This is a genomic window from Brevibacillus laterosporus (genome assembly GCA_007833815.1).
Lineage (GTDB): Bacteria > Bacillota > Bacilli > Brevibacillales > Brevibacillaceae > Brevibacillus_B > Brevibacillus_B laterosporus_D.
In genome coordinates this window covers 674,270-698,121 of the sequence record CP033464.1, presented here as the reverse complement: position 1 = coordinate 698,121, position 23,852 = coordinate 674,270, and the positions used below count along the sequence as shown (strand labels likewise).

The window sequence follows — 23,852 nt, the reverse complement described above, 5'->3', positions numbered from 1 at the left end:
AGTTTTCACCACGCGGATTATGTGGTAGAGTGTAAAAAGTAGAGGATCGGATAAGGTGATGCTACCTGTCTCATCAGATTGGTAGCATCCTAAAACTTCCTTTATAGGGTATCAAACTGTAAAAATTTATGATACTTAGGATTATGTAATAGACATGTGAATTAGCAAGAGGTAGGATAATGTACAACCCAAAGAGAAGCGATACAGAATGGTGGAGGGAACGACATGAAAGTGTGTAAATTTGGTGGTACTTCCTTGGCTAATGCCGAACAGATTCGAAAAGTGTGTCAGATCATTCTGAATGATGAGACTCGTAGGCTTATCGTTGTCTCAGCCCCTGGAAAGCGTTATAAGGAAGATGGTAAGGTAACCGATTTGCTGATTACATTCGGGACAAAAAAAATCGAACATGGCCAAGCTCAAAAGGAATGGCAGGCGGTTGTAGATCGCTATCAAGAAATTTGCTCGGAATTGCAATTACCACTATCTTGCATGGAAGCAATCATCTCTAATCTACAAAAATTATTACAATGGGATGGAGAAGACCCAGAAGGCTTTATGGACGTTGTAAAAGCATCAGGGGAAGATAATTGTGCCAGAGTGGTTACTGAATATCTAAGAACACTAGGAGCTTCTGCTACGTACATTAATCCAAGAGATGCTGGCCTTCTAGTCAATGGCGAATATGGCAACGCTCAAGTGCTTCCTGAAGCCTACGAGAAATTAGCTCAATTAAAAGAGAAAGATGGGTTATTAATCTTTCCAGGTTTTTTTGGTTTTACGCAGGAAGGTAAGCTTACGACCTTTTCACGTGGAGGTTCCGATGTGACTGGCTCCATTCTAGCCGCTGCTGTTAAAGCAGAACTGTATGAAAATTTTACAGATGTCGATTCGGTGTACGCGGTAAATCCAAATTTAGTTGATCATCCGTGTGAAATAAAGGAGATTACGTACCGAGAAATGCGGGAATTATCATACGCTGGTTTTTCCGTTTTCCATGAAGAAGCTTTAATACCTGCATTTCGTGCGGAAATTCCTGTTTGCATAAAAAATACAAATAATCCAACAGCACCAGGTACAAAAATTGTGACTAAACGTGATAATTCTTCTCGCATTGTAGCTGGTATTGCTAGTGATGTGGGATTTTGTCGCATTTATGTGAGTAAATATTTGATGAATAAAGAAATTGGCTTTGGTAGAAAGCTTTTGCAGATCCTTGAGGAAGAACATTTGTCTTATGAGCATAGTCCATCTGGCATTGATGATATTACAGTCATCCTTCGCCAACATCAGCTCACAGAGGAAAAAGAAGCTCGAATTGTATCTCGAATAAAAAATGAGTTGCATGTCGACGATGTACATGTACAATATAATATGGCTCTTGTCATGCTGGTAGGAGAAGGAATGCGTTCTTCTGTAGGTATTTCTGCTCGGGCAGCAACAGCACTAGCTATTGCGGATATTAACATCGAAATGATCAATCAAGGATCATCTGAAGTGAATTTAATGTTTGGCGTAAGTGCAGGAGATGCAGACAATGCTGTCATAGCTTTGTACCAAGAGTTTTATAAAGAAGAAGAGCTTTCGCTAGGAATATGCTAGAATAGATAAGTGCAAGGTTGTCCGTTGTCTGGACATGATTTCCTACGTGTAACATCAGAGATACCCCTATTCAAGGTTGATAGATCGTACATGATTTGGATATCTTATTAAGGTATAACAGACAACAAAACAGGCACGGATATTCAACATGTAAAAGAAAGGGTGAGGAAACATGTCGACAATGAGATGTATCACTGTATTTACGAACAATTACAGCGTGTTTTCTGAAATTTATCAGGTTGTTCTTCAAACACCTTTAGCTGAGGATGAAGAAAAAGAAGTAGAAGGTGTTACGATCAGCGACGCAGGGGAAGTACCTGATGAATATATCGAAATGATGAAGCAAAAGCCAGAAGTTGCTGTCATGCGAATTAAAAAACAGGACATCACAATTCTTCAGCATGGAGAAGTTTTTGAAATTATTATGCCGATGAGCGAAGCAGTTACTGCATAATAATTAACCATTTGATTAAGCTGGAATACAAGCAACAGAAAAGCCACCCATTCATACATTAGGTAAGAGGAAGAACTTTTACCCAGTATGAAGTGAGGTGGCTTTGTTTTGAATATTTATCTGGATTATCCTGTTGTTCCTCTGCCAAGGCATGGATATGGAAAACCCCCACATGCCAAAATACAACAGCTAATGGAGAATGAACGTGGTACGTACAAGAAATATCTTGAGGAGACCATGAAGCATGTTGAAGCGTTAGCTGCTATATCGTTAGATGAACCTCAAAGTGAAAAGGAACCGTTCTATCGCAATAACTGGCTTCCTTTATTAGATGGTGTAGCCATATACACTTTTCTAGCCAAACATAAGCCAGCTAGATATGTGGAGGTGGGATCAGGGAACTCTACAAAGTTTGCACGTAAAGCTATTCGTGATCTCAATTTATCAACCAAGATCACTTCAATTGATCCGTACCCGCGTGCAGAGATTGATTGTTTGTGTGATGAAGTGATTCGTCAAACGTTGGAGACGGTTCCCGTAGAGTATTTCCAACAGCTAGAACCGGGAGATATTTTGTTCATTGACAGCTCCCATCGCTCATTTACTAATTCTGATGTAACGGTTGCCTTTTTGGAAGTTCTACCTATGTTAAAACCAGGGGTAATTATTCAAGTCCACGATATTTTTTTACCATATGATTATCCACATGAATATATGCAGCTCTTTTATTCTGAGCAATATTTACTGGCGTCTTATTTGTTAGGTGGTTCAAAATTGAAGCTGTTATTGCCCACTTTTTATGTAGCTGAGGATCGTGAGTTATTTAGCATGTTAGATCAACTGTATCTAAAGCTGGGGGCCCAAAGTACCAATCCGATTTGTGAAGGCTGCTCTTGCTGGCTAGAAGTTCAGTCTGACTAAAATTATCTTTTAATAAAACAAGTTTCGCCTAGACTAACATGGTACATAGGCAAAAAAACCTGTCGCCTACGTTTCTGTAGACAACAGGTTCTTGTTGTTGGTTCTTATCTTAACGACCGCTCTTCAGTTCTGTCCAAAGACGATCATAGACTTGCAAGGTTTCACCGACATCTTTTAACCACTCGGTACGGTTCATTTCCTCAGGAGATAGGAAAATCATTTTATTGTTGCGATACTCTTCATTGTGCAGAGGATGCGCTTTTTCATTTGGATTGCTATAGCCGATTTTTTCATAGTTTTTCACAGATACTTCAGGGTCCATCATGTAGTTGATGAATTCTTCGGCTAGTTTTTTGTGCTTCGCGCCTTTTGGAATTGCAAAGGTATCAGCAAAAATGGTTCCGCCTTCTTTTGGTACAACGTAGTCAATGTCGTTATTTTCCGGATAAATGAAGGCAGCATCGCCAGACCAAACAGTGCCAATCCAAGCTTCTTCAGCAATGAATTTTTGTTTGATCGTATCTGTATCAAATGCTAACAGGTTAGGCAATAGTTTTTTCAAGTCCGCATTTGCAATATCTAACTCTTTCTCATTGATCGTACTGTTTGAGAAGCCATTCTTTTTCAAGGACATGCCCAAAGCTTCACGCGAGTCATTTAATACTACGACACGGCCTTTATATTTTGGATCCCATAGATCGTTCCAGCTTGTTGGGGGCTGTGTTATATACTTTTTGTTGTACGCAATCCCTGTTACGCCCCATGTGTAAACTACAGAGTATTTGTTCTCTGGATCATACGGAGGTGTTTTAAAGGTGGACACCAGGTTTTGCAGATTAGGGATCGCAGACTTGTCCAGTTCTTCTAGCAAGTCTAGCTTAATCATGGTATCAACCATGTAATCAGAAGGCTGAATGAGGTCAAATTGGGCGCCGCCAGCTTGAATCTTTGCTAACATATCTTCATTGCTGGAGAAAATGGCATAATTGACTTTAGCATCGAATTTTTGTTCAAAATCCTTGATAACATCCATGTTAAAATTATCAGCCCAACTGTAGATGTTTAAAACTCTTTCTTCTTTTCCACCAGTAGATGAGCACCCAGTCAGGGCAAGTACAGTAGTCATAACGATTGGCACAATGGCCTTAAGTAAACGCATAGCATATCCTCCTCCTGTGAGAAAAAATTTTATTCTTGAGTGGTTTTGTTTCCGGTACCTTTAAAAGCAAGTGATTCAGCAAGAACAATTAATACCACAATCACAAGGATCATTATTGTGGAAAGAGCATTTAATTCAGGTGAGACACCACGCTTAACCATTCCATATATATATAGTGGTAGTGTAGTAGAGTCTGGTCCTGCTACAAAGAAGCTGATTACGAAATCATCCAGAGACATCGTAAACGTCATTAAAGCAGCTGCGATTAATCCTGGGGAAATAATCGGTAAAGTAACATAGCGGAACGTTTTAAAGGCAGAGGCGCCTAAATCTTGAGCTGCTTCCTCTAGCTCTTGTCCCATGCCAGCCAAGCGAGCGGTAATGATGACCACTGCAAATGACAAGCTAAATGTGATATGGGCAATGATAATCGTTAGCTTGCCCAGTGACATATACAATTGACTAAACATAACGAGTAAAGATAATCCCATTAGAATATCAGGAATTAGGATTGGTAAATAGATTAACCCATTGAACGCTTGCTTAAAGCGAAATTTGTAACGATGGAGGGCCAGAGACAGAAAAGCTGCCAGAATGGTAGTGACCACCGTTGTAACTACGGCAATAATCAAACTGTTCATCAAGGCATCTAGCACTCGATCATTTTCAAACAGCGAAGCGTACCACTTTAAGGTAAACCCTGACCAAGTGGCGTTGATCCTCGAATCATTAAAAGAGTAGAGGATGAGTACCGCGATAGGTAAATACAAAAACGCGATAATCGCCAAGGAGTAGGCAAACAGGAGATTCTTACGCATTTTCATGGCACTCATCCTCTCCCTTCTTGTTTTTCTTGCATTTTGGTTGAGCGATAGTATAAATAAATCATAATGATCGAGAAGACCACAATAACCATGGATAATGCTGAACCAAACGGCCAGTCACGTGCGGATAGGAATTGGTTTTGAATAACATTACCAAATAGCGAAGATTTGGCTCCACCCATTACATCTGGAACGACGAACATACCCAAGGAAGAGACAAATACTAGAATACAACCGCTCACAACCCCTGGCATGGTTAGAGGCAGGGTAATATGCCAAAATGTTTTGGCTGGTGTAGCTCCTAAGTCATAGGCAGCTTCTAGTTTTTTACGGTCCAGTTGTTCTAAAGAAACATAGATCGGTAAAATAATAAACGGCAACAACGCATAGACCATCCCGAGCAAAACGGCTCCTGGTGTATACAAGAGCGTGAGCGGTTGGTCGATAAGGCCAAGCGATTGTAAAACAGTGTTTACCAGACCTTGTGTACGTAGAATGATGACCCAAGCGTAAGAGCGAACCAGGAAATTAATCCAAAATGGAATCATAACTAGCAAGAGCCATATGTTTTGCCACTTACGATCTAATCGGGTAATCATATATGCCAAAGGATATCCTAGTAATAAACAAATAAAGGTTGTCCCCAAGGATACTAGTAAGGTTTCTATAAAGATTTGTACGTATAACGACTCAAAAAACCTAGCATAGTTGGCTAGTGTAAATTCATAGACGATTTGCCCGTATACTCCCCGTTTAAGAAAAGAGAGCATAACCACAAAAAGCATGGGAACTAAAAAGAAGATCGTCAACCACAGGAATCCTGGGAAGGCGAGTAGCTTTCCTTTACTTTTCAACGCAGAATCACCTCATCTTCTTCCGCCCAGAATACACCAACTCTCTCGCCTTTGTACCAAGAGCCTTTTTCGTAAAGATGTGCGGTAATGACGATGTCGTCCTCGGCGCGGACAAACACTTTAAAGATATTACCTAAGAAAATAATATCTTCAATGATTCCTTGGCTCTTATGTTGAGCTACTTCTTCATTTTCTTTATATAAACGAATCTTCTCAGGACGAACGCCTAAAAGACCTGCTTTTGTATTCATGATATTGTTTTCGCCAATAAAGGTAGCAACGAACAAGCTTGTTGGTTTGTAATAAATCTCTTCTGGTGTGCCCAATTGCTCAATTCGTCCTTGGTTAACAACAGCGATGCGGTCTGACATAGACATGGCTTCATCTTGATCATGCGTAACATAGATAAAGGTAATGCCTAGATTTCGCTGGATATTTTTTAGTTCTACCTGAAGGTTTTTACGTAGTTGGTAGTCTAGAGCACCGAGTGGCTCGTCCAACAATAATACCCTTGGATTATTAATGATCGCACGGGCAATCGCAACACGTTGCTGTTGTCCACCAGATAGCTGTTTTGGTTTACGTTTCTGATATTCAGTCAGTTGTGTAAAGTGCAGCACTTCTTCCAAACGAGTCTTTTGTTCGGCTTGTGGCACATTTTTCATCTTTAAACCAAAAAGAATGTTTTCAGCAACGGTCATGTGTGGGAACAGAGCGTAATGTTGAAACACCATGTTCATATCGCGTTGGTAGGGGGCGATGTTTGTGACATCCTTTCCATCCAGGTAGATATGTCCAGAGGTAGGCTCCTCAAACCCAGAAATCATGCGCATCAGCGTCGTTTTTCCGCATCCGCTGGGACCGAGCAAAGTGATGAATTCACCTTCCTGGATTGACAGTGAAAATGCGGGAATGACCACCTGATCATTAAAGCTTTTTTCCACTGAATCCAAGTGTATGATCGTCTTCATTTATCATTTCCCATCTCTATATAAATTTAGTAGTTCTCACCCATTTTTCTCTAAAAAAACGCTAAATATTAAGATATATCATTGAGCCGATAAATTCAATGAAATCACAAATAAAAAAGCAAGAAAAAATCTCCATCAACTAGCGACGGAGACATGTTCATGATAAGCCTGCAAGTAGCCTCGTAACAGTTATAAGAGCAATATGTATTCTAGATAGATTGTCTGTCGGACACAAATGACTTATGAACGGCAAAACTATCACACGAGGATTGTAACGTGAAAGACGATCGTTTGTCGAGTCTAGAGCTAAATATCCACAAAATAACCTACATTTGAACAATGATTTTTTTAGCGATTGTAATGTTTTTTAGTTTCTGTCTACTACGTCCATTTAGGTAGCTAGTCGTTGTGCTTGTGGGATTTCACCCGGTGTAGATGGTAGTAGCATGCGACCTCTTCCTACAGGAATGCACATTGGTGTACCATACATCGGATCGGAAATAATCTTTGATTGCATGCGGAAAACATGTTCAACCATTCTTTCCGTTAGCACTGTTTCGGGACTACCTTGGGCATAGATTTGTTTATCCTGAACAGCAATCAAGTGATGCGCATAACGACATGCTAAGTTAAGATCGTGCAACACCATGACGATTGTAGAATTACGTGTTTGATTTAGTTCAAATAAAATATCGAGCACTTCAATTTGATGTGTCATGTCTAGATAGGTGGTGGGTTCATCAAGCAATATAATATCTGTATCTTGAGCCAGTGTAAGAGCAATCCAGGCACGTTGGCGTTGTCCCCCAGAAAGCGAATCAATTGGACGATGGGCTAACTCTGTTAATTGAGTCACTTCTAGAGCAAATGCGACCTTTTCCTCGTCTTCAGCCGTCCATTGCTTGAGCCAGTTTTGGTGCGGGTAACGCCCTTGCTTAACCAATTGCAAGACAGTTAAGCCTTCTGGGGCAATAGGACCCTGTGGTAGTATTGCCATCTGTTTGGCGATTTCTTTTGTTGTTTGCTCGGTAATCGCTTTTCCGTTTAATAATATGCTTCCTGTTGACGGCTTTAATAGGCGAGCCAAGGAACGAAGAAGAGTAGACTTCCCACATCCGTTGCTTCCGATTAAAACAGTGATTTCACCTTTGGGAATGCTCAGGCCAAGATTTTCAATAATAACAGAATCCCCGTATTGCAGGGTTAGCCCTTTCGTTTCTAAAGCAGACATTGCATCTCATCTCCTTACTTATTCCGATTTTTAACCAATAGAAATATAAAGAACGGCGCTCCAATGATGGAGGTAAAAATTCCCGCAGGTAGATCAAGCGGCGCAAAAGCAGTACGAGCCAAGAGATCAGAGACTAAGACGATAACGGCACCCAACAATGCAGATGCAGGCAATAAAGCTCCAAAAACGGGCCCTACTACCTTTTTGGCGATATGAGGGGCTAAGAGTCCAACAAAGCTGATCGCGCCACCAATGGCTACAGAAGCGCCTGCCAATGCCACGGAAAAGAACAACAGAATGAGACGATGTTTTTCAACAGCAGAACCAGCCCCCTGAGCCACATCATCCCCTAATTGCAGTAGGTTGACGCTACGACCATATATGAATGCGAGTAACATAAAGAAAGCGATCCAAGGAGCTAACATGGATACTGTATCCCATGACGTTCCATAAACACTACCTGTTAGCCAAATTTTTGCCTTAGGCGTTAGATATAGTGGACTAGCCACGGTTAGTAAGGTGGTAAGAGCAGCCAGAATCTCTTTTACACCAACCCCTATCAGTACTAACCGTACGGGAGTTACCCCTTTTTTCCAAGCTAATACATAGATTAGTAAGCCTGCGAGACCAGCACCTAAAATAGCAAACAAAGGAAGCCAGAAAATACTAGCGGTCTCAAATAAAACAATAAATACGACTGCCGCTACACTAGCCCCACTGGTGATACCAATGATATCTGGAGAAGCGAGTGGATTGCGAATGATGCTTTGAAGGATAGCTCCTGACACACCAAGCCCCATTCCAACTAGCATTCCCGTCAAAATGCGGGGCATGCGGAATTTCATAACAATCAAATTTTCTTGACCACTACCTAATCCAAGAAAGACTTTAATCACATTCCATGGAGATATCGGATATTCACCAACTCCTACGCTACATACCAGCGCCATAAAAGTTAGGGACAAAATAGTTAGAACAACCCAAAGCACACGTTTTTCCATTAAATAGGAAATGTTCAGTTTTTTAAGACGAAATACAAGTGGTTTACTCATGAACGAAGCATCCCCTTTCGAATGACGTAAATGAAGAAGGGGGCTCCAAATAAAGCAGTCATAACACCAATCGGTAGTTCTTGAGGCATAGCTATTGCTCTCGCTAAAATATCAGAGATGACAAGTAAAATTCCTCCAAATAACCCGCTGTACAATATTGTCCACTTCATATCATTCCCGGTAAGATCGCGTGCTAAATGTGGCGTGAAAAGACCGACGAAGCCTATTGGTCCTGCCACAGCTACTGAACATCCTGATAAAATAATGACAACGAATCCCATTCCAAGTTTTAACAAAAGTGTTCGTTGGCCTAATCCTTTTGCCACGTCTTCTCCTAGCATGAACGTATTAATCGCTGGGGCTAGCAACAGAGCTAAAATCCAGGCTGCGATCATAAAAGGCAACACTTCAATTAGATAAGAGAGCTTACGATCGGCTACAGAGCCTGCTAACCAAAATAATACTTCTTCTAAAGCTTGTTCATTTGTAACTAATATACCGTTTGTAAAGGAAGAAAAAAGAGCTGTTAATGCGGCACCTGCCAGTGTCATTTTTAAGGGAGTCATTCCATCACGCCCAATAGAGCCTAAGATATAAACGGCAATCCCCCCTAACAGGGCTCCCGTAAAACCAGCCCATGTTAGGGCATGCATGGAGTTCGCTCCGAAGAATCCAACAGAACAAACAATAGCAAAAGAGGCGGCACCATTTATTCCAAAAATGCCTACATCTCCAATTGGATTACGTGTCAACGCTTGCAGAATAGAGCCTGCAATCCCTAAATTAATCCCTATGGCTACCGCAATAATACTACGCGGTACCCGCGTTTCACGGATAACAATGTGTTCATTACTTCCGTTAAAATTTGTATAAGCTTCTATCATGGTGTGCCAATCAGTGTTGATAACACCATATACGACACTGACCAGCATACAAGCCAGCAATAATAACAATCCAAGTAGCAGACCTGATGCTTTGGCAAGAGGCCGTTCTAAGATGCCCTTTTCCATTTCAATGTTCTCCTATTTTCGCTTTCTGTCAGTAAGATGTGACAGGTTGTTCTCCATTACTTCTTTTGGTGAAAGTTCAAATATACTTGAACGAACTGTTTCTTTATGTTGACACATTTCAATCTGGCATATACGATTATATCCGATATTGATAATCGTTATCAAGGTTTGTGGAGGGAACAATAGATGAAAATTTCAGAAATGGTGCACCAATCACGTTTCATGAAGGTTATTGCGCCTATTTTGCTACTTATGATGCTTGTTGTAGGATGCGGCCAACAGCAAAACGCTACAACTGAAGCTAAGCCTAGTGATGCAAAACAAGAGGGTACAGCTTATACCGTGAAACATGCAATGGGAGAAGCTAAACTGAAAGGAAATCCACAACGTGTGGTAGTTTTGACGCGTGAAGGAACAGAAGCTGTTCTAGAATTAGGCGTTAAACCAATTGGCGCCGTACAATCTTGGGATAAAAAAGACCAACCTTTCTATGATCATATTAAAGCAGATATGGAAGGCGTAAAAGAAGTCGGTGATGAACTACAGCCTAACATTGAGGCAATCGCGGCTCTGCAACCAGATCTGATTCTTGGTGTAAAGATGCGTCATGAAAAGATTTATGATCAACTAAGTGCCATTGCTCCTACTGTCTTGGCGGAAACATTGCGCGGAGAATGGAAAAACAACTTTAATTTGTATGCAGAAGCTTTGAATAAGAAAGCGGAAGGCGAAAAAATAGTTGCCGCTTTTGATAAAAAAGTGGTTGATCTCCGTGCGAAAGCTGGGGATAAATTAAAAACGGAAGTATCCTTGGTACGTTTTATGCCTGGTAAAACTCGAATCTACTACAGTCAAACCTTTGCAGGAATGTTGCTGAATGAGGTAGGGTTTGCTCGACCAAAAGCACAACAAAAGGATGATTTTGCAGCGGAAATTACCAAAGAGCGCATGCCTGAATTGGATGGCGACATCTTGTTCTACTACACATACAATAAAGGCGCAAATGACGATAGTGGAAGCAAGCTAGAGCAAGAATGGATAAACGATCCGTTATGGAAGAACCTTAGTGTAGCAAAGAACAACAAAGTATTTAAAGTAGACGATGTCATCTGGAATATAGCAGGTGGTGTACGTGCAGCCAACATGCTTTTGGATGAATTTGATAAGTATTTGGTAGAGGGTAAATCATAAAATTAGATTCGAATCAAAGAAAGAGGACTGATCCAGTAGCCTATTGGGCTTGAGATCAGTCCTCTTTTCTATAGTTGACAGGTAGGGCAATAAAACACTTTTCGGGAAGACAATCGGGTCATGACGATAGGTGTTTGACAACGTAAACAAGGCTCTTGGGGGCGGTCATAGACCAAGCAATGCTGATTGTATCCCCCTGTTAGGCGGTCGTCCTTATAAAAGCGGTATTCCATATACCCACCAAGTTGTAAGGCTCGTGTCAATACTTCACGAAAGGCTTGAGTTAACGCTTGAATATCTGCTGTCGACAGCTCCTGACAATTCTTTAGGGGAAGCTGTCTAGCTTGAAAACAGATTTCATCAGAGTAACAATTACCAATGCCAGCAATGACATGTTGATCCGTGAGAGCTGTTTTTAACACAGTTCGTTTCTTTTGCAGCAGCTTGGCTAAGACATCTGCTGTAAATAATGGCATCAGTGGCTCTGGACCAAGCTTAGCGAGTTTTTGTTCTACTTCTGATTCTTTGCAAACGTGTAAATATCCAAGTCGTAAGCCATGGAAAAAAAGTTTGTTTTGATCAAAGGTGAGTGTAACTTGGGCTGTCCTGTCCAAGTTGTCAGAATCGCTACCCCAGTACATAAATCCTGATAACATGAGGTGGAGCAGGAGAACCTGATTGTTGTTCAGATGGAATAATAGATGTTTGCCACGACGCTGTACAGTAGTAATGGTTTGATTCAATAACGCTTGTTGGAAGGTAGCGACAGGGCAATTAATGGTTTTCTCTCTCGTGACCTCAACATGTCGAATTGGTTTATCTAACATGTAGCGATTTAACATGCTCCGATAGTGCTCCATCTCTGGAAGTTCTGGCATAGAAGGTTCCTCCTGTTACAAGAATGGCCATACAGGCTCTCTCTTCTCCTCTTGGTGAAGCTTTCATCAGTAGTAGTCTGCATCAATTTCATGTGAAAAATTAGGAAGAAGTGGAGAACCTTTCGTTTTTCCGGGGAAAATATACTATAATAAAGCGAGTTGACTTTAGAAATATCGTGTTCGTGAATAGATGCATAAAGGCAGGAGAATAAACATGAAACATCAAGTAGATTTAATCGCAACGGCTGCATTTGGTCTTGAAGCAGTAGTGGCAGAAGAAGTACGTGGTATGGGATATGAGAATGTGCAGGTGGAGAATGGAAAGGTAATGTTTCGGGCCGATATTTCAGATATCGCTCGGACAAACCTGTGGCTCCGCACGGCAGATCGTATTCGGTTGAAAATTGGAGAATGTAAGGCAACGAGCTTTGATGAATTATTTGAGAAGACAAAGGCATTACCATGGGCTGACTTTATTCCAGAGAACGGTCACTTTCCTGTAGAGGGAAAATCGGTAAAGTCGGAGCTGTTCAGTGTATCCGACTGTCAGGCAATCGTAAAAAAGGCGGTTGTGGAAAGCTTAAAGGGAACCTACAATACTAGTTGGTTTGACGAAGATGGACCTACGTTTAAAATTGAAGTGGCTTTATTAAAAGATATTGCAACGCTGACCATTGATACAAGTGGAGCAGGTTTGCATAAACGCGGCTATCGTGATTGGATCGGAACAGCTCCAATTAAGGAAACAATGGCTGCTTCATTAATCATTCTTTCCCGTTGGAATCCCGATCGTATTCTGATCGATCCGTTCTGTGGTTCAGGTACGATTCCCATTGAAGCGGCTATGATTGGTAGAAATATTGCTCCTGGTATGAATAGAGAGTTTGTATCGGAGAACTGGCCGATTATTCCACGTACGGCATGGCGTGAAGCCCGTGCAGAGACTCATGATTTGGCCCAATATGATCGTCCGTTAGAGATTATCGGAACCGATTATGATGAAGAAGTTATTAAAATAGCAAGACGTAATGCAGAAGAAGCGGGAGTAGATGATGCTATTCACTTTCAACGTATGGATATGCGAGATTTAAGCTCCAAGAAAAAGTATGGATATCTGATTTGCAACCCGCCATATGGAGAGCGTCTAAGCGATTATCGTACCGTAGAAAGATTGTATCGTGACATGGGGCAAGTGTTTGGTAAACTAGATACATGGTCTTCTTACGTGATTACGTCAGATGAAAATTTCGAGACATCTTTTGGCAAGAAAGCCAGCAAAAAACGCAAATTATTTAATGGAAACATGCGTGTTGACTACTATCAATTCTTTGGACCGCGTCCACCGCGTCCACGCACCACTTCAGGGGATGTAACAGACCAAGAGAGATAAACGTCATATACAGGGTCGAATGTCTAGTAGATAAAGGGATCGACTCAGGGAAGGAGAGAGGTTGTTTTTTATGTGGAAAAAAGGTTTTACTCATAGACTTATGAGTGTGGCGACAGCTACTACATTGTTATTTACCTCAGGTGTCATGCCTACGCAGGCTTTCGCGGCAAATGAGGGAAGTGCTTCTATTCCGGTATCCTCTTCTGCTAATCAAGGAAATGGTGAATTCGTAGATACGAAAGGTCACTATGCGGAAAAGGCAATTGAGCATCTTGCCAACATGCAGGTCATTAATGGAGTGACAGCTACCGAGTTTCGTCCAAATGCACAGATATCCCGCCAAGATTTTATTATGTTATTGTCACGTTCATTAGGATTGTTACCAAGTGAGCATGCAGAGAGTACATTTTCTGATCTCTCTAAAGATAGTGTGTATCAAGCCTACGCATCTACATTGGCTGACAATGGTGTTATAAAAGGAAAAGCTGACGGTAGCATGGGAGGAAAGGATCCTCTTTCGCGTCAAGAGTTAGCTGTAATGCTAGAGAGAGTTAATCAGCATCTTTCCTTTGGAGCAACGGAGAAAAAAGCTGATCCTGCCACGTTTCAGGATGAACAAAAGATTGCAAGCTACGCGCAAAAGGCTAGTTATGAAGCGGTACGTCAAGGTTGGTTAACAGCTTATAAGGGTGCATTTCAACCAGATAAAATGTTGACGCGTGGCGATGCTGTTGTTCTAGTGGAGCGCCTAGTAGAACTTCGTAAAAAGCAGGCAGATGTAAAAGGCTTTACCGTCAATCAATCCAGCATCAAGGTCATGACTGGAATGACGGAACAGATCAAGGTAAGACCTGAGGGAGACCAACCATTACCATTTACGCCGATATTTGCTTTTGATCATAAAGCGATAGGTCATATTTCTGCGGACGGTACTTTTGTAGCGGGTGCAGTAGCTGGTAGTGGGGTTATAACTGTAACGGTTGGATATCAAAGTATCCAAATACCTGTAGAGGTTACAAGTCACGGTGTAGCCGAAGAAGAGAAAAAAGCGGAGGATCAGCCAAAAACAGACGAAAACAAATCGAATGGTACTGAGTCCAAAGCTGACGATACGAAACAAGATGACGAAAAGAAACAAGCTGATGAGAAAAAGCAAGCTGATGAAAAGAAACAAACTGCTGAGTCAAAACAAGCAACTGAGCAAAAGCAATCAAGTCAGCCGGTAGCTTCTGCAACAGAAGCTGCCATCAGCAAGGCGGTTACGGAAGAGAAAAAGGAACAAAAAGAGGAAGAGCTAGAAGAGGGCTGGATCAATTATGCACAGAACAGTCATGTAACTGTGAAACCACTCGATCCTGCTGACCCTTTGTTTAATGAATCAGAGAAAAAATATCCGGGTCCAGCTGGTGGATTAACAGATCCAGCAGATGAATGGACAGGCTATCTACGTCAAATGGGACGTGAAGTAACGCTTGATTTGAAGAAGGTGCATACGCTGGATATGGTGGAGCTTACCTTTAGACAAGAGAAGACAAGCGGGATTACACTGCCTTCCGAAATGGAGATTGAAGTATCGCGTGATGGGAAGATTTGGGGATATGCAGGTAAAGCTACACATTCTATTTCTCCAGGTGAATTGCAAAAGCTTGATCGAACCCTACGTGTGAGCTTACCAGAAGTGGATGCGCAATATGTCCGACTACGTTTTCCAGTAAAAGTGTTCACATTTGCTAAACAACTGAAGGTCTATGGACATGAAGCAGGGCCTACACAAGCTAAGCTGATCTCCTTTCCTTTAAGTAAAACGAGCACTCCTATAGAAGATAATAGAGCTGATGATCGGGTAAAAGATATGCTACTCGTATACCATGGGGAATACGCAGATCTGGGTACTTGGTCCAAAGATGACTTTTTGCCAATGGCAGGCTATATTGAGCCAGATGGTACAGTCGCTGATCAGATGTTTGACACCATGTTGTTCCTTCCTTTCCCGAACATGACTGAAACGAAGGCTTCGTGGGAGAATTACATGGACAGTCTGTTCCAATCAGGCCGTCAATTGGATGCCTTAAATGCAGCTATGTTAGAAATAAATAAACGACGTAATTCCCTTGTGCTAAACACAAAGGTGGAAAAGGTGGTACTAACGTTGCCTTATCCTTCACCTAAGGTAAGTGATTGGGGCAAACTAGAGGAAAATGGGCCATCTTTATCCTTTGACCCTGCCAAGGTCGGTGAAGAGCAAGCGTATAAAAACCGTCTAGCAGCCATTACTTGGTACAAGGATAAGCTGTTAAATCGTTGGTATCAATCAGACTATAAATATTTGAAGTTAGAGGGGATCTACTGGTTCCAAGAGCTTGTGGATGATGCGGCACCGAAAGAACGTGAGTTAATACGCAATACAGCTGATATGGTTCATTATCACGGGTTCCGTTTCTACTGGATTCCGTACTATGGCGCTCCAGGGTTAGAAGAGTGGAAAAACCTTGGGTTCGATTACGCTTTCTTACAGCCTAATTACTATCAGGCAAATGAGGTACCGATTGAACGGGTTCAACTAACCTTAGAGGTAGCTAATAAGTATGGAATGGGTGTAGAGATAGAGGGGGACCAGAAATTCTTCAGCGACATGCGCCTCTATCGCACTTACTACAATCAATTGATTGCAGGTCATAAGATTGGAATTGATAAGGATAAAATCCATGCGTATTATTTCGGGTCCAAAAACCTACTGTCGGCTTATCAAAGTAAAGAGCCACAAGCCAGAAAGATTTATGATGATACGTACAAATGGATGAAGGGCAAATTTGATATAAAAGAGTTCCTTGTTCCTGAGGTAGTGCCAACTCCAGATACTAAGCCGGAGGAACAAAAGCAAAACTCTGGTGAGGCGAATGCTACCTCTAAGGATGAAGCTGGAAAAAAAGACGATCAGAAGGCTGAAACAGAGAAATCAGCCGATGCTCAAAAGGTTGAAACGAAAGAATAAGTACACGTCATGCGTTGAAATGTAGAACAGGCCCCCGCCGCTCACTAAAGGATGAGAAGCAGGGGCCTGTTTTTTTAGGACTTACTTTCCACAGGCAGACATTAAGATTGGACAGAATTTTTTCGAGCCATAATGGTAAACATTTTTTGATAACATAGGATACTTAGTATTGCCACACCAAAAATCATTCCGAAGATTGCTAGCGGACCAAACCAATTTGATAAAGTAACGAGTAACGGTGCCATGATGCGTCCAATCGTAAATTGTAGGGTGGAAGCTCCCATGTACTGCCCACGTTGGTGTTCAGGTGCTAATTTACTGACGAAACCTAATGCGATTGGTGTTCTTATTAATTCTCCTAATGTGAGAACTGCCATACAGAAGAATAAGAACCATATATTTCCACTGAAAGCCATCATGAAAAAGCCTATTCCACCCAAAAATGATGCAATCATAAACGCTTTTTGATCGCTCCAGGCACTAATCCAGCGTGTCATAGCTGCTGTTAGAGTTACTACCATGAAGCCATTCAAGGCCATCATCCATCCAAAAAAGGACGTTCCACCTAGAGAGAAGGACCAATCACCCCACCATAGAAACGGTTGATTGAACACATGTTCTTTTATATAGATCGCCATGTAAAGATCCATCTGGGAAAAGGTAATAAACACAAAAATACCCGCTAACAAGTAAAGAGAAAAAACTTTGTCACTAAAAATGACTTGAAAAGACTGTAATTCTTTTTTCCAACTAGGTGTTCGATTAACCGGGTCTGAGTCAATCAGAGTCACTGCCGGTCTGGTCTCTTTTAAAATGAAGAAATAGACGACGAATAAGGTAATAGTGACCAACATACATGCTAGCATGAGCTCATTACGGTAATTCACAAAGAAAAAGGCACCAAATAGAGGACCGATTACTACACCTAAATTCATTGCTGTGTAAAACATCGCAAATACAAAATTCCGATCCTCTTCATTGGTTAGGTCTGCAATCATAGCTTCACTAGCTGGTTGATATAGAGCGCCACTCAGATTAAGACCGACAAAAGCAAGATACATCATCCAAGGTGAGGAAGATAGAAAGAATAGAAGAAACATAAGGGCCTGAAATGCTACAGAAAATAGCATGACAGGGCGACGCCCAATTTTATCTGAAATACGACCTCCAGCCAAGCTGATGACAACACTGAGTAATGGGGGAAGGATCAATAATGCACCAGCTGTCCCCTTACCGAATGTTTCACTGAAAAACAGGGCCATGAAGGGTAAGAACATCCATAGAAAAATTGCAAATAAGGTTTCTCCGACCAGACGAACCTTTAAGTTTAAATCCCAAGACAGCCAACTCATGAGCTGCACCTCCAACGTGTTTTCCGAGCTAATTTCATGTTGGCTCCCCCTTTCTGTTTGAAATAGAAACAGGTTATGCTTCCTGTTAGAGTGTCGCTCTTTTAATAAAAAAGCGACAATATGCTGAAAAACTTGTCTAGCAAACAAGTTCATTCGCATAAATGCCGCTTCTTTTATAAGAAACGGAGCACCATAACCGTTTATTTCAATCAGTAAAGAAGAAAGCCGATCTAAATAAGCATGATAAAAGGAAGAAAAACCTTTTATCTCTGCTACATTTAGACTAGATGGCTACAAATTCTTTACTGATGAATTTCATTGGTTACATGCCCCTTTATTTTCGGTATTTTTTGATAAATGAAATTCTACCAGGTTTTGTATAGATGTGCAAGATATGCTTTTAGAGATTCATTTGATAAATAACCCAAGACAAGTATGTTGCAAAGCTGGCCCAAACCAGATAAGGAATGAGTAACAGTGCTGCCCACCTTGAGTATTTGCCCGTATACAATAGCAATAACAGGGTCGATATTGCGACAGCCAGACAATCCCAGAAGGCCAAGGATAAGTCCTTTTGAACAAACAGGAAAAAGGTATAAGCTTGATTGACGACATAGTTGATCGCAAACAATAGATACCAAGAGTGGTTCAGATTATCCAATCCAACGGTTCGTTGTAATACAACTACTGCAAGAGCAACCAGTACGTATAAAATAAACCAGATGATACCAATCAATTTACCTGAGGGGGTCCAAGAAGGCTCTGTAATGGTGTTATACCAAATTTGGTCATTTGGAAAAAGAATACCTGACAAAGAATAAAGAGCTACGATCACTAAAAATAGCACGATGGAGGATAATATGCTTGGTTTTTGCTGGGTCATGTAAAACTACCTCCTTCCTATGAGCTAGTACTAGTTTATTACTAATTTTGACGTCCATGCTTATTATTTCGAATTCAATGGCCAGCAGAAAAGGTGAGTTGATTGTTCTGATAAAATATTTTTAATCAGAAGCACAAAGTGTTAAACGTCTGTGCTACAATTTGTAATAAATCTCATGTTAGAACGGAATGGAGGCTTTTTATCGTGCAAGATCCACGCTTAAAAAAATTAGCTTATAATTTGTTGCATTATTCTGTTGGTTTGAAGGAAAAGGAAGTTTTGAATATCGAAGTCCGCGGAAACGGGCATGAATTGGCTAGAGAGTTGATAAAAGAGGCATATGCTATCGGGGCCTATCCGTATGTGGAGATTATGGATACACGAATTCAACGGGAACTAATGATGCATGCTAGTGCTGAACGAGCAGAATATATAAAAAAATGGTCTGAAGGGCGTATAAAAGATCAGCATGCAAACATCATTATTAACGGGGTTGATAATGATAGTGAAATGTCTGATGTACCAAATGATAAGCGTCAGGAGCACTTTAAAGTACTAAAACCAATCAGTGATTACATGATAGCCAATGTTCGTTGGGTTCTACTTAATTATCCAACGGCATCAATGGCCCAAAATGCGAGTATGTCGACAGATGCATTTGAAGATTTCTTCTTTGATGTATGTACAACGGACTATAGAAAAATGCACGATGCTTTCCTGCCCTTAAAACAGCTCATGAATGAGACAGACAAAGTCCGCCTAGTGGGGCCGGGAACGGATTTGACCTTCTCGATCAAAGGTATTCCAAACGTTATCTGTGCAGGGGAAAATAACATTCCAGATGGAGAAATTTTCACAGCTCCTGTGCGTAACTCTGTGAATGGTGTGCTGACCCATAATGCCACGACACAATACATGGGAACTAAATTTGAAAATATTGCTTTGCGTTTTGAAAAAGGAAAAATTGTTGAGGCAACTTCCAACAATACTGAAAAACTCAATGAGATTCTTGATACTGACGAGGGAGCACGCTATATTGGCGAATTTGCCATTGGGGTAAATCCGTATGTGTTACATCCGATGAATGATATTTTATTTGACGAGAAAATCGCAGGTAGCTTCCATTTTACACCAGGTCAGGCGTATGAAGATGCTGATAATGGTAATCGTAGCATTGTGCATTGGGACATGGTAAATATTCAACGTCCAGAATATGGTGGCGGTGAAATTTGGTTCGATGATGTGCTGATCCGTAAAGATGGACTGTTTGTGTTAGATGCATTAAAAGGTCTTAATCCAGATGCTTTAAAATCCTAAGCACTGCGAAGAACTAAGGAACCGAAAATGGACAAATTTCAAGAACAGAGCATGTATCGAAAAGCCTGGTGATTCCAGGCTTTTTCTGTTTGTTTTTCTCTTATTTTCATTTAGTTCCCGATAAAACGATAATTACCTTGTTTCTAAGTGGCATCCGATCTCGGTTTTCGCTACAATGAAGCGTAGAAACTGAAGAACGGAGAAATTACAAGCTATGAAAATGAAAAAATGGTTGGATCACATTGTAGACGAACAGGAAAAAGGGATGACCGTTGAGGAGATCATACGACAAAAAATGTCTGTCTCTGGACGTATGCTACAACGTTTGACGCGCAGTAAAGGGATACTAGTAAATCGTAAAGCTCCCTTTCTCAAGAGACAGGTAAAGGCTGGAGATCTGATTTCTGTACGAATTTTTGACGATAAACGGGAGCAGGAAGCCCTAGTTATGTTACCGCCAGCACCATTTGAAGTCCAACTCGAGATTTTACATGAGGATGAGTATTTTATTGTTGTCAATAAGCCTACAGGAATGACTACACATCCCATTCGAGAGGATCAGCATGATACTTTGTTGAATCAACTGGTACTATATTGGAGCAAGCAGGGCAAGTCTCTTATGCCACACACGGTCCATCGTCTAGATCGAGAGACTTCTGGAGCTATTCTGATTGCGAAAAGTAGTTATGCCCATCAGTTAGCAGATAAACTGATGCGGGAAGGAAATGTAGATCGTAATTACATTGCCTTGGTAACTGGTCGTATGGAACAGGAATCTGGAACAATAGCAGAACCGATCAAACGAGATCCAATGCATAAAGTAAAGCGTCAGGTACATCAAAAAGGCGAGGAAGCGATTACCCATTATAAGGTGCTGGCTACAAATGATGAAGTTAGCTTGGTCGATATTAAATTAGACACCGGACGGACGCACCAAATTCGTGTGCATTTTGAGTATGTGGACCATCCTTTGGTTGGTGATACCTTATACAGAGGCGCTCGGATGGGCTTTTCCAATCAGGCTCTCCATGCCTATCAGATTAGTTTTAATCATCCAGTGACAGAGGAATTACTTCAAATCAAGGCACCTATGCCGCAAAAGATGCAACGCTTTGTGGAAGAAAGGTTTTCTCTCCCAAACTCTATGCTATAAAGATAGATGTATGCACGGATTAAATGTTTATGGGGAAGGGTGGAGGTGTAAAGCATGGTAGAACAGAGGCTGTTAGACGAGGAGAAAGTTTTTAAAGATCCCGTTCATCGATATGTACATGTCAGAGAGAAAGTGATTTGGGAACTAATTGATTCACCGGAGTTTCAACGTCTGCGGCGTATTAGGCAGCTTGGAACGAGTTATTTTACCTTCCATGGAGGCGAACATAGTCGATTCAATCACTCCCTGGGCGTTTACGAAATCATGAGACGCATTCTAGAAACCTTCGAGGGTAGAGTAAAGCTTCCTTATGAGGAAAAGCTACTGTGTCTTTGTGCTGCCTTGTTGCATGATGTTGGACACGGTCCCTTCTCACACTCCTTTGAAAAAGTATTTCGTTTAGATCATGAGGAATGGACGAGAAAAATTATTATGGGTGAGACAGGTATTAATCGAATTTTGCGTACGGTTAGTGAATCGTTTCCTAAAAAGGTTGCGGAGGTCATCGCGAAAACGTATGAGAATAAACTGATTGTCTCTCTCATTTCTAGTCAGATAGACGCCGATCGAATGGATTATCTATTGCGAGATGCTTATTATACGGGAGTGAACTACGGTAATTTTGACATAGAGCGTATTCTTCGCGTGATGAGGCCCTCTGAAGACGGGGCTGTGATCAAAGCGAGTGGGATGCATGCGGTGGAAGACTACATCATGTCACGCTATCAAATGTACTGGCAAGTTTATTTTCACCCAGTGACGCGGAGTGCAGAAGTTGTTCTGCATAAAATTTTTAAACGTGCGAAGGAATTATTTCATCATGATTACGGCTTTCAATTAGAGCCGACGCATTTCTTACCTTTTTTCTGTGATCGTATCCAATTGGAAGACTATTTAATGCTGGATGAATCGATTGTGTATTTTTATATGCATCAATGGCGAAATGAGCGGGATTCCATTTTATCTGATTTGTGTTCGCGATTTTTAGACAGGAATCTCTTGCAGTACGTCGAATATAATCCTAGAAATTTCCGAACGGAGTATGAGATTAGGGAATTGTTTCAAGAAGCGGGAATTGATCCCGACTACTATGTAGAAGTTGATTCTACATCCGATCTGCCCTATGATTATTATCGCCCTGGAAAAGAACAAGAGCGGATTTCTATCATGTTGGTCAAGCCTAACGGTGAGCAAGCGGAATTATCAACGATGTCAGAGATTGTAGAAGCGGTTTGTGGGAAACGGAGATTTGACTACAAGCTTTACTATCCTGCCGATCTGATAGAGACGCTGCCCGCTGAGCATGCCCAAAAGATTAAAGAACGACTAGGAGTAGTGATGTCGGATGCATAAAGGGCACGCCAAAATTATGCGGCTAGTTGAGGTCCTTGGTGAAGTAACAGGAAGGAAGAAATTGCAAAAAATGGTGTATATATCCAAGAAAATGCAGGTGGATTTTGAGGAGAGATTTGAGTTTCATATGTTCGGGCCTTATTCCGAAGAGCTGACATTGCGCGTAGATGAATTGTGTAGCTTTGGTCTGTTGAACGAGCAACATGAGAGCAAGGGAGCGATTGAAGTATATCGTTATTCCCTGAACGAATTGGGACAAGAGTTTTTGCGTTATCATGATATAGACTTAGGGCTGGGAGAGCGTCTCATTAAACGTCTGAATGAAGAAAATTCCCGGTTTCTTGAGTTGGTTTCCACCATTCTTTACTTTGAGCACTTATCATATGAGGAAATGTTGGTAAAAATCTTTACGTTGAAAAGCAAACAGCGTTATACAGAAGAGGAAGTGCAAAAGGGACTTACTTTTCTGGATGAATGCAGACAAATTAGCATGCAACAATAGGCTTGAATGTACTTACATCTCATTTTAGAGCCCGCGGGCACAACAATCTCGTTCACTTTTATGTGTGAACGAGATTTTTTTTGTCCTAAATCAGTGGTGCATACTTTTCATAAGCGTAAGGTAGAGAAGCATAGGTAGTAGAAAGGGTGGTTCCGATGAATAAAAGCTTTTGGAAACGGTACTCTGTAGTTTTATGGGTGATGGTTACGGCTGTATTTTCCTTTATGGGTGGAGTATGGGGAGTCCAGGCACAGGAAATGTGGCCTTTTACCGAGCGTATAAATACAGCATGGGAGTGGGGAGCTAAGGAGAAGCTAATTCCAATAGAGAATCAAATTTTAGCCGATGCAAAATCTAAAAGAATCAAGCAAGGTGAGTTTTTACAAATGATCGTAAAGGTAGCAAAGCTACCTGGAGAGGAAGGGGAAGTGCCAGCAGGAGCAGAAAATCATCCGTCTGCTCCCGCTTATGCAGCAGCTAAAGCAAATGGTGTCATAGATTGTTCTTGTCAGATTAAACCAGATGGTGAACTGAGCAGACGTGAAGCGGCAAAGTTTATCATGATGACCGTTAATGGAAGAACGAACCAGAGTACATTAAGCTTAGAAAGCGTAGAAGGCTGGTTCTTAAACGATTCTTTGGCAAAACGACAACCAGTAAATGAACAAAACATAAGTATAGAACAAGCAGTGGATGCGCTGTATCGGATGAATCAATTTCTTCTACAGGTAGGTTTGAGTGAACAAAAGTAGTGATATCATGG

General features: G+C 41.3%; 21 protein-coding genes. 11 read left to right on the top strand and 10 right to left on the bottom strand.

Going from position 1 to position 23,852, the window contains the following annotated elements:
• The first annotated feature begins 225 nt into the window (after positions 1 to 225).
• The 3 genes from EEL30_04560 to EEL30_04550 all read left to right on the top strand — a co-directional run bounded on the left by EEL30_04560 (position 226) and on the right by EEL30_04550 (position 2,977).
• On the top strand, positions 226 to 1,602 hold the full coding sequence (locus EEL30_04560; protein ID QDX91706.1) for an aspartate kinase: 1,377 nt from the start codon (positions 226 to 228) through the stop codon (positions 1,600 to 1,602).
• Positions 1,603 to 1,783: 181 nt separating this feature from the next.
• On the top strand, positions 1,784 to 2,056 hold the full coding sequence (locus EEL30_04555) for an NAD/NADP transhydrogenase alpha subunit (GenBank protein ID QDX91705.1): 273 nt from the start codon (positions 1,784 to 1,786) through the stop codon (positions 2,054 to 2,056).
• A 108-nt stretch (positions 2,057 to 2,164) separates the two neighbouring features.
• The gene (locus tag EEL30_04550; GenBank protein QDX91704.1) at positions 2,165 to 2,977 is read left to right on the top strand and encodes a class I SAM-dependent methyltransferase; all 813 of its coding nucleotides are present in this window, start codon (positions 2,165 to 2,167) and stop codon (positions 2,975 to 2,977) included.
• Positions 2,978 to 3,086: 109 nt separating this feature from the next.
• Here EEL30_04550 and EEL30_04545 read toward each other — a convergent pair whose 3' ends face one another.
• From EEL30_04545 to EEL30_04515, 7 genes are all read right to left on the bottom strand, one after another.
• Positions 3,087 to 4,136 carry a spermidine/putrescine ABC transporter substrate-binding protein gene (locus tag EEL30_04545; protein QDX91703.1) on the bottom strand — a complete coding sequence of 350 codons (1,050 nt, stop codon included), beginning with the start codon at positions 4,134 to 4,136 and terminating at the stop codon, positions 3,087 to 3,089.
• A gap of 29 nt (positions 4,137 to 4,165) precedes the next feature.
• Complete coding sequence (locus tag EEL30_04540) at positions 4,166 to 4,960, bottom strand: ABC transporter permease (protein ID QDX95669.1); 795 nt, start codon at positions 4,958 to 4,960, stop codon at positions 4,166 to 4,168.
• Between the two features lie 5 nt (positions 4,961 to 4,965).
• Entirely contained in the window at positions 4,966 to 5,814 is an 849-nt protein-coding gene (locus EEL30_04535) for an ABC transporter permease (protein QDX91702.1), read from the bottom strand.
• Entirely contained in the window at positions 5,811 to 6,785 is a 975-nt protein-coding gene (locus tag EEL30_04530) for an ABC transporter ATP-binding protein (GenBank protein ID QDX91701.1), read from the bottom strand. The genes EEL30_04535 and EEL30_04530 overlap by 4 nt, the downstream gene beginning before the upstream one ends.
• 391 nt (positions 6,786 to 7,176) lie before the next feature.
• On the bottom strand, positions 7,177 to 8,016 hold the full coding sequence (locus tag EEL30_04525; protein QDX91700.1) for an ABC transporter ATP-binding protein: 840 nt from the start codon (positions 8,014 to 8,016) through the stop codon (positions 7,177 to 7,179).
• A 14-nt stretch (positions 8,017 to 8,030) separates the two neighbouring features.
• Entirely contained in the window at positions 8,031 to 9,068 is a 1,038-nt protein-coding gene (locus EEL30_04520) for an iron ABC transporter permease (protein ID QDX91699.1), read from the bottom strand.
• Positions 9,065 to 10,078: an iron ABC transporter permease gene (locus EEL30_04515; protein ID QDX91698.1), complete on the bottom strand. Its 1,014-nt coding sequence runs from the start codon at positions 10,076 to 10,078 to the stop codon at positions 9,065 to 9,067. The genes EEL30_04520 and EEL30_04515 overlap by 4 nt, the downstream gene beginning before the upstream one ends.
• A gap of 186 nt (positions 10,079 to 10,264) precedes the next feature.
• Here EEL30_04515 and EEL30_04510 point away from each other — a divergent pair, with 186 nt between their 5' ends.
• Entirely contained in the window at positions 10,265 to 11,269 is a 1,005-nt protein-coding gene (locus EEL30_04510) for an iron-siderophore ABC transporter substrate-binding protein (protein QDX91697.1), read from the top strand.
• 68 nt (positions 11,270 to 11,337) lie between these two features.
• Here EEL30_04510 and EEL30_04505 read toward each other — a convergent pair whose 3' ends face one another.
• Positions 11,338 to 12,147 carry a bifunctional DNA-formamidopyrimidine glycosylase/DNA-(apurinic or apyrimidinic site) lyase gene (locus tag EEL30_04505; protein QDX91696.1) on the bottom strand — a complete coding sequence of 270 codons (810 nt, stop codon included), beginning with the start codon at positions 12,145 to 12,147 and terminating at the stop codon, positions 11,338 to 11,340.
• A 214-nt stretch (positions 12,148 to 12,361) separates the two neighbouring features.
• On the opposite strand from EEL30_04505, the gene EEL30_04500 reads away from it, so the two are divergent.
• Both EEL30_04500 and EEL30_04495 read left to right on the top strand, forming a co-directional pair.
• Complete coding sequence (locus tag EEL30_04500; GenBank protein QDX91695.1) at positions 12,362 to 13,537, top strand: class I SAM-dependent RNA methyltransferase; 1,176 nt, start codon at positions 12,362 to 12,364, stop codon at positions 13,535 to 13,537.
• A gap of 70 nt (positions 13,538 to 13,607) precedes the next feature.
• Positions 13,608 to 16,529 carry a DUF4855 domain-containing protein gene (locus tag EEL30_04495; GenBank protein ID QDX91694.1) on the top strand — a complete coding sequence of 974 codons (2,922 nt, stop codon included), beginning with the start codon at positions 13,608 to 13,610 and terminating at the stop codon, positions 16,527 to 16,529.
• A gap of 101 nt (positions 16,530 to 16,630) precedes the next feature.
• Here the strand turns inward: EEL30_04495 and EEL30_04490 are convergent, their stop codons facing one another.
• Both EEL30_04490 and EEL30_04485 read right to left on the bottom strand, forming a co-directional pair.
• The gene (locus tag EEL30_04490) at positions 16,631 to 17,881 is read right to left on the bottom strand and encodes an MFS transporter (GenBank protein QDX95668.1); all 1,251 of its coding nucleotides are present in this window, start codon (positions 17,879 to 17,881) and stop codon (positions 16,631 to 16,633) included.
• Positions 17,882 to 18,281: 400 nt separating this feature from the next.
• Positions 18,282 to 18,764, bottom strand: a complete 483-nt coding sequence (locus tag EEL30_04485) for a tryptophan-rich sensory protein (GenBank protein QDX91693.1) — start codon at positions 18,762 to 18,764, stop codon at positions 18,282 to 18,284.
• A 204-nt stretch (positions 18,765 to 18,968) separates the two neighbouring features.
• On the opposite strand from EEL30_04485, the gene EEL30_04480 reads away from it, so the two are divergent.
• From EEL30_04480 to EEL30_04460, 5 genes are all read left to right on the top strand, one after another.
• Positions 18,969 to 20,081, top strand: a complete 1,113-nt coding sequence (locus EEL30_04480) for an aminopeptidase (protein ID QDX91692.1) — start codon at positions 18,969 to 18,971, stop codon at positions 20,079 to 20,081.
• 214 nt (positions 20,082 to 20,295) lie between these two features.
• Positions 20,296 to 21,234, top strand: a complete 939-nt coding sequence (locus EEL30_04475; protein ID QDX91691.1) for an RluA family pseudouridine synthase — start codon at positions 20,296 to 20,298, stop codon at positions 21,232 to 21,234.
• A gap of 54 nt (positions 21,235 to 21,288) precedes the next feature.
• Complete coding sequence (locus tag EEL30_04470) at positions 21,289 to 22,587, top strand: HD domain-containing protein (protein QDX91690.1); 1,299 nt, start codon at positions 21,289 to 21,291, stop codon at positions 22,585 to 22,587.
• A complete protein-coding gene (locus EEL30_04465; GenBank protein QDX91689.1) occupies positions 22,580 to 23,089 on the top strand; it encodes a YwgA family protein in 510 nt (169 codons plus the stop codon). The genes EEL30_04470 and EEL30_04465 overlap by 8 nt, the downstream gene beginning before the upstream one ends.
• A 155-nt stretch (positions 23,090 to 23,244) precedes the next feature.
• Positions 23,245 to 23,841, top strand: a complete 597-nt coding sequence (locus EEL30_04460) for a hypothetical protein (GenBank protein ID QDX91688.1) — start codon at positions 23,245 to 23,247, stop codon at positions 23,839 to 23,841.
• The last annotated feature ends 11 nt before the right edge of the window (positions 23,842 to 23,852 follow it).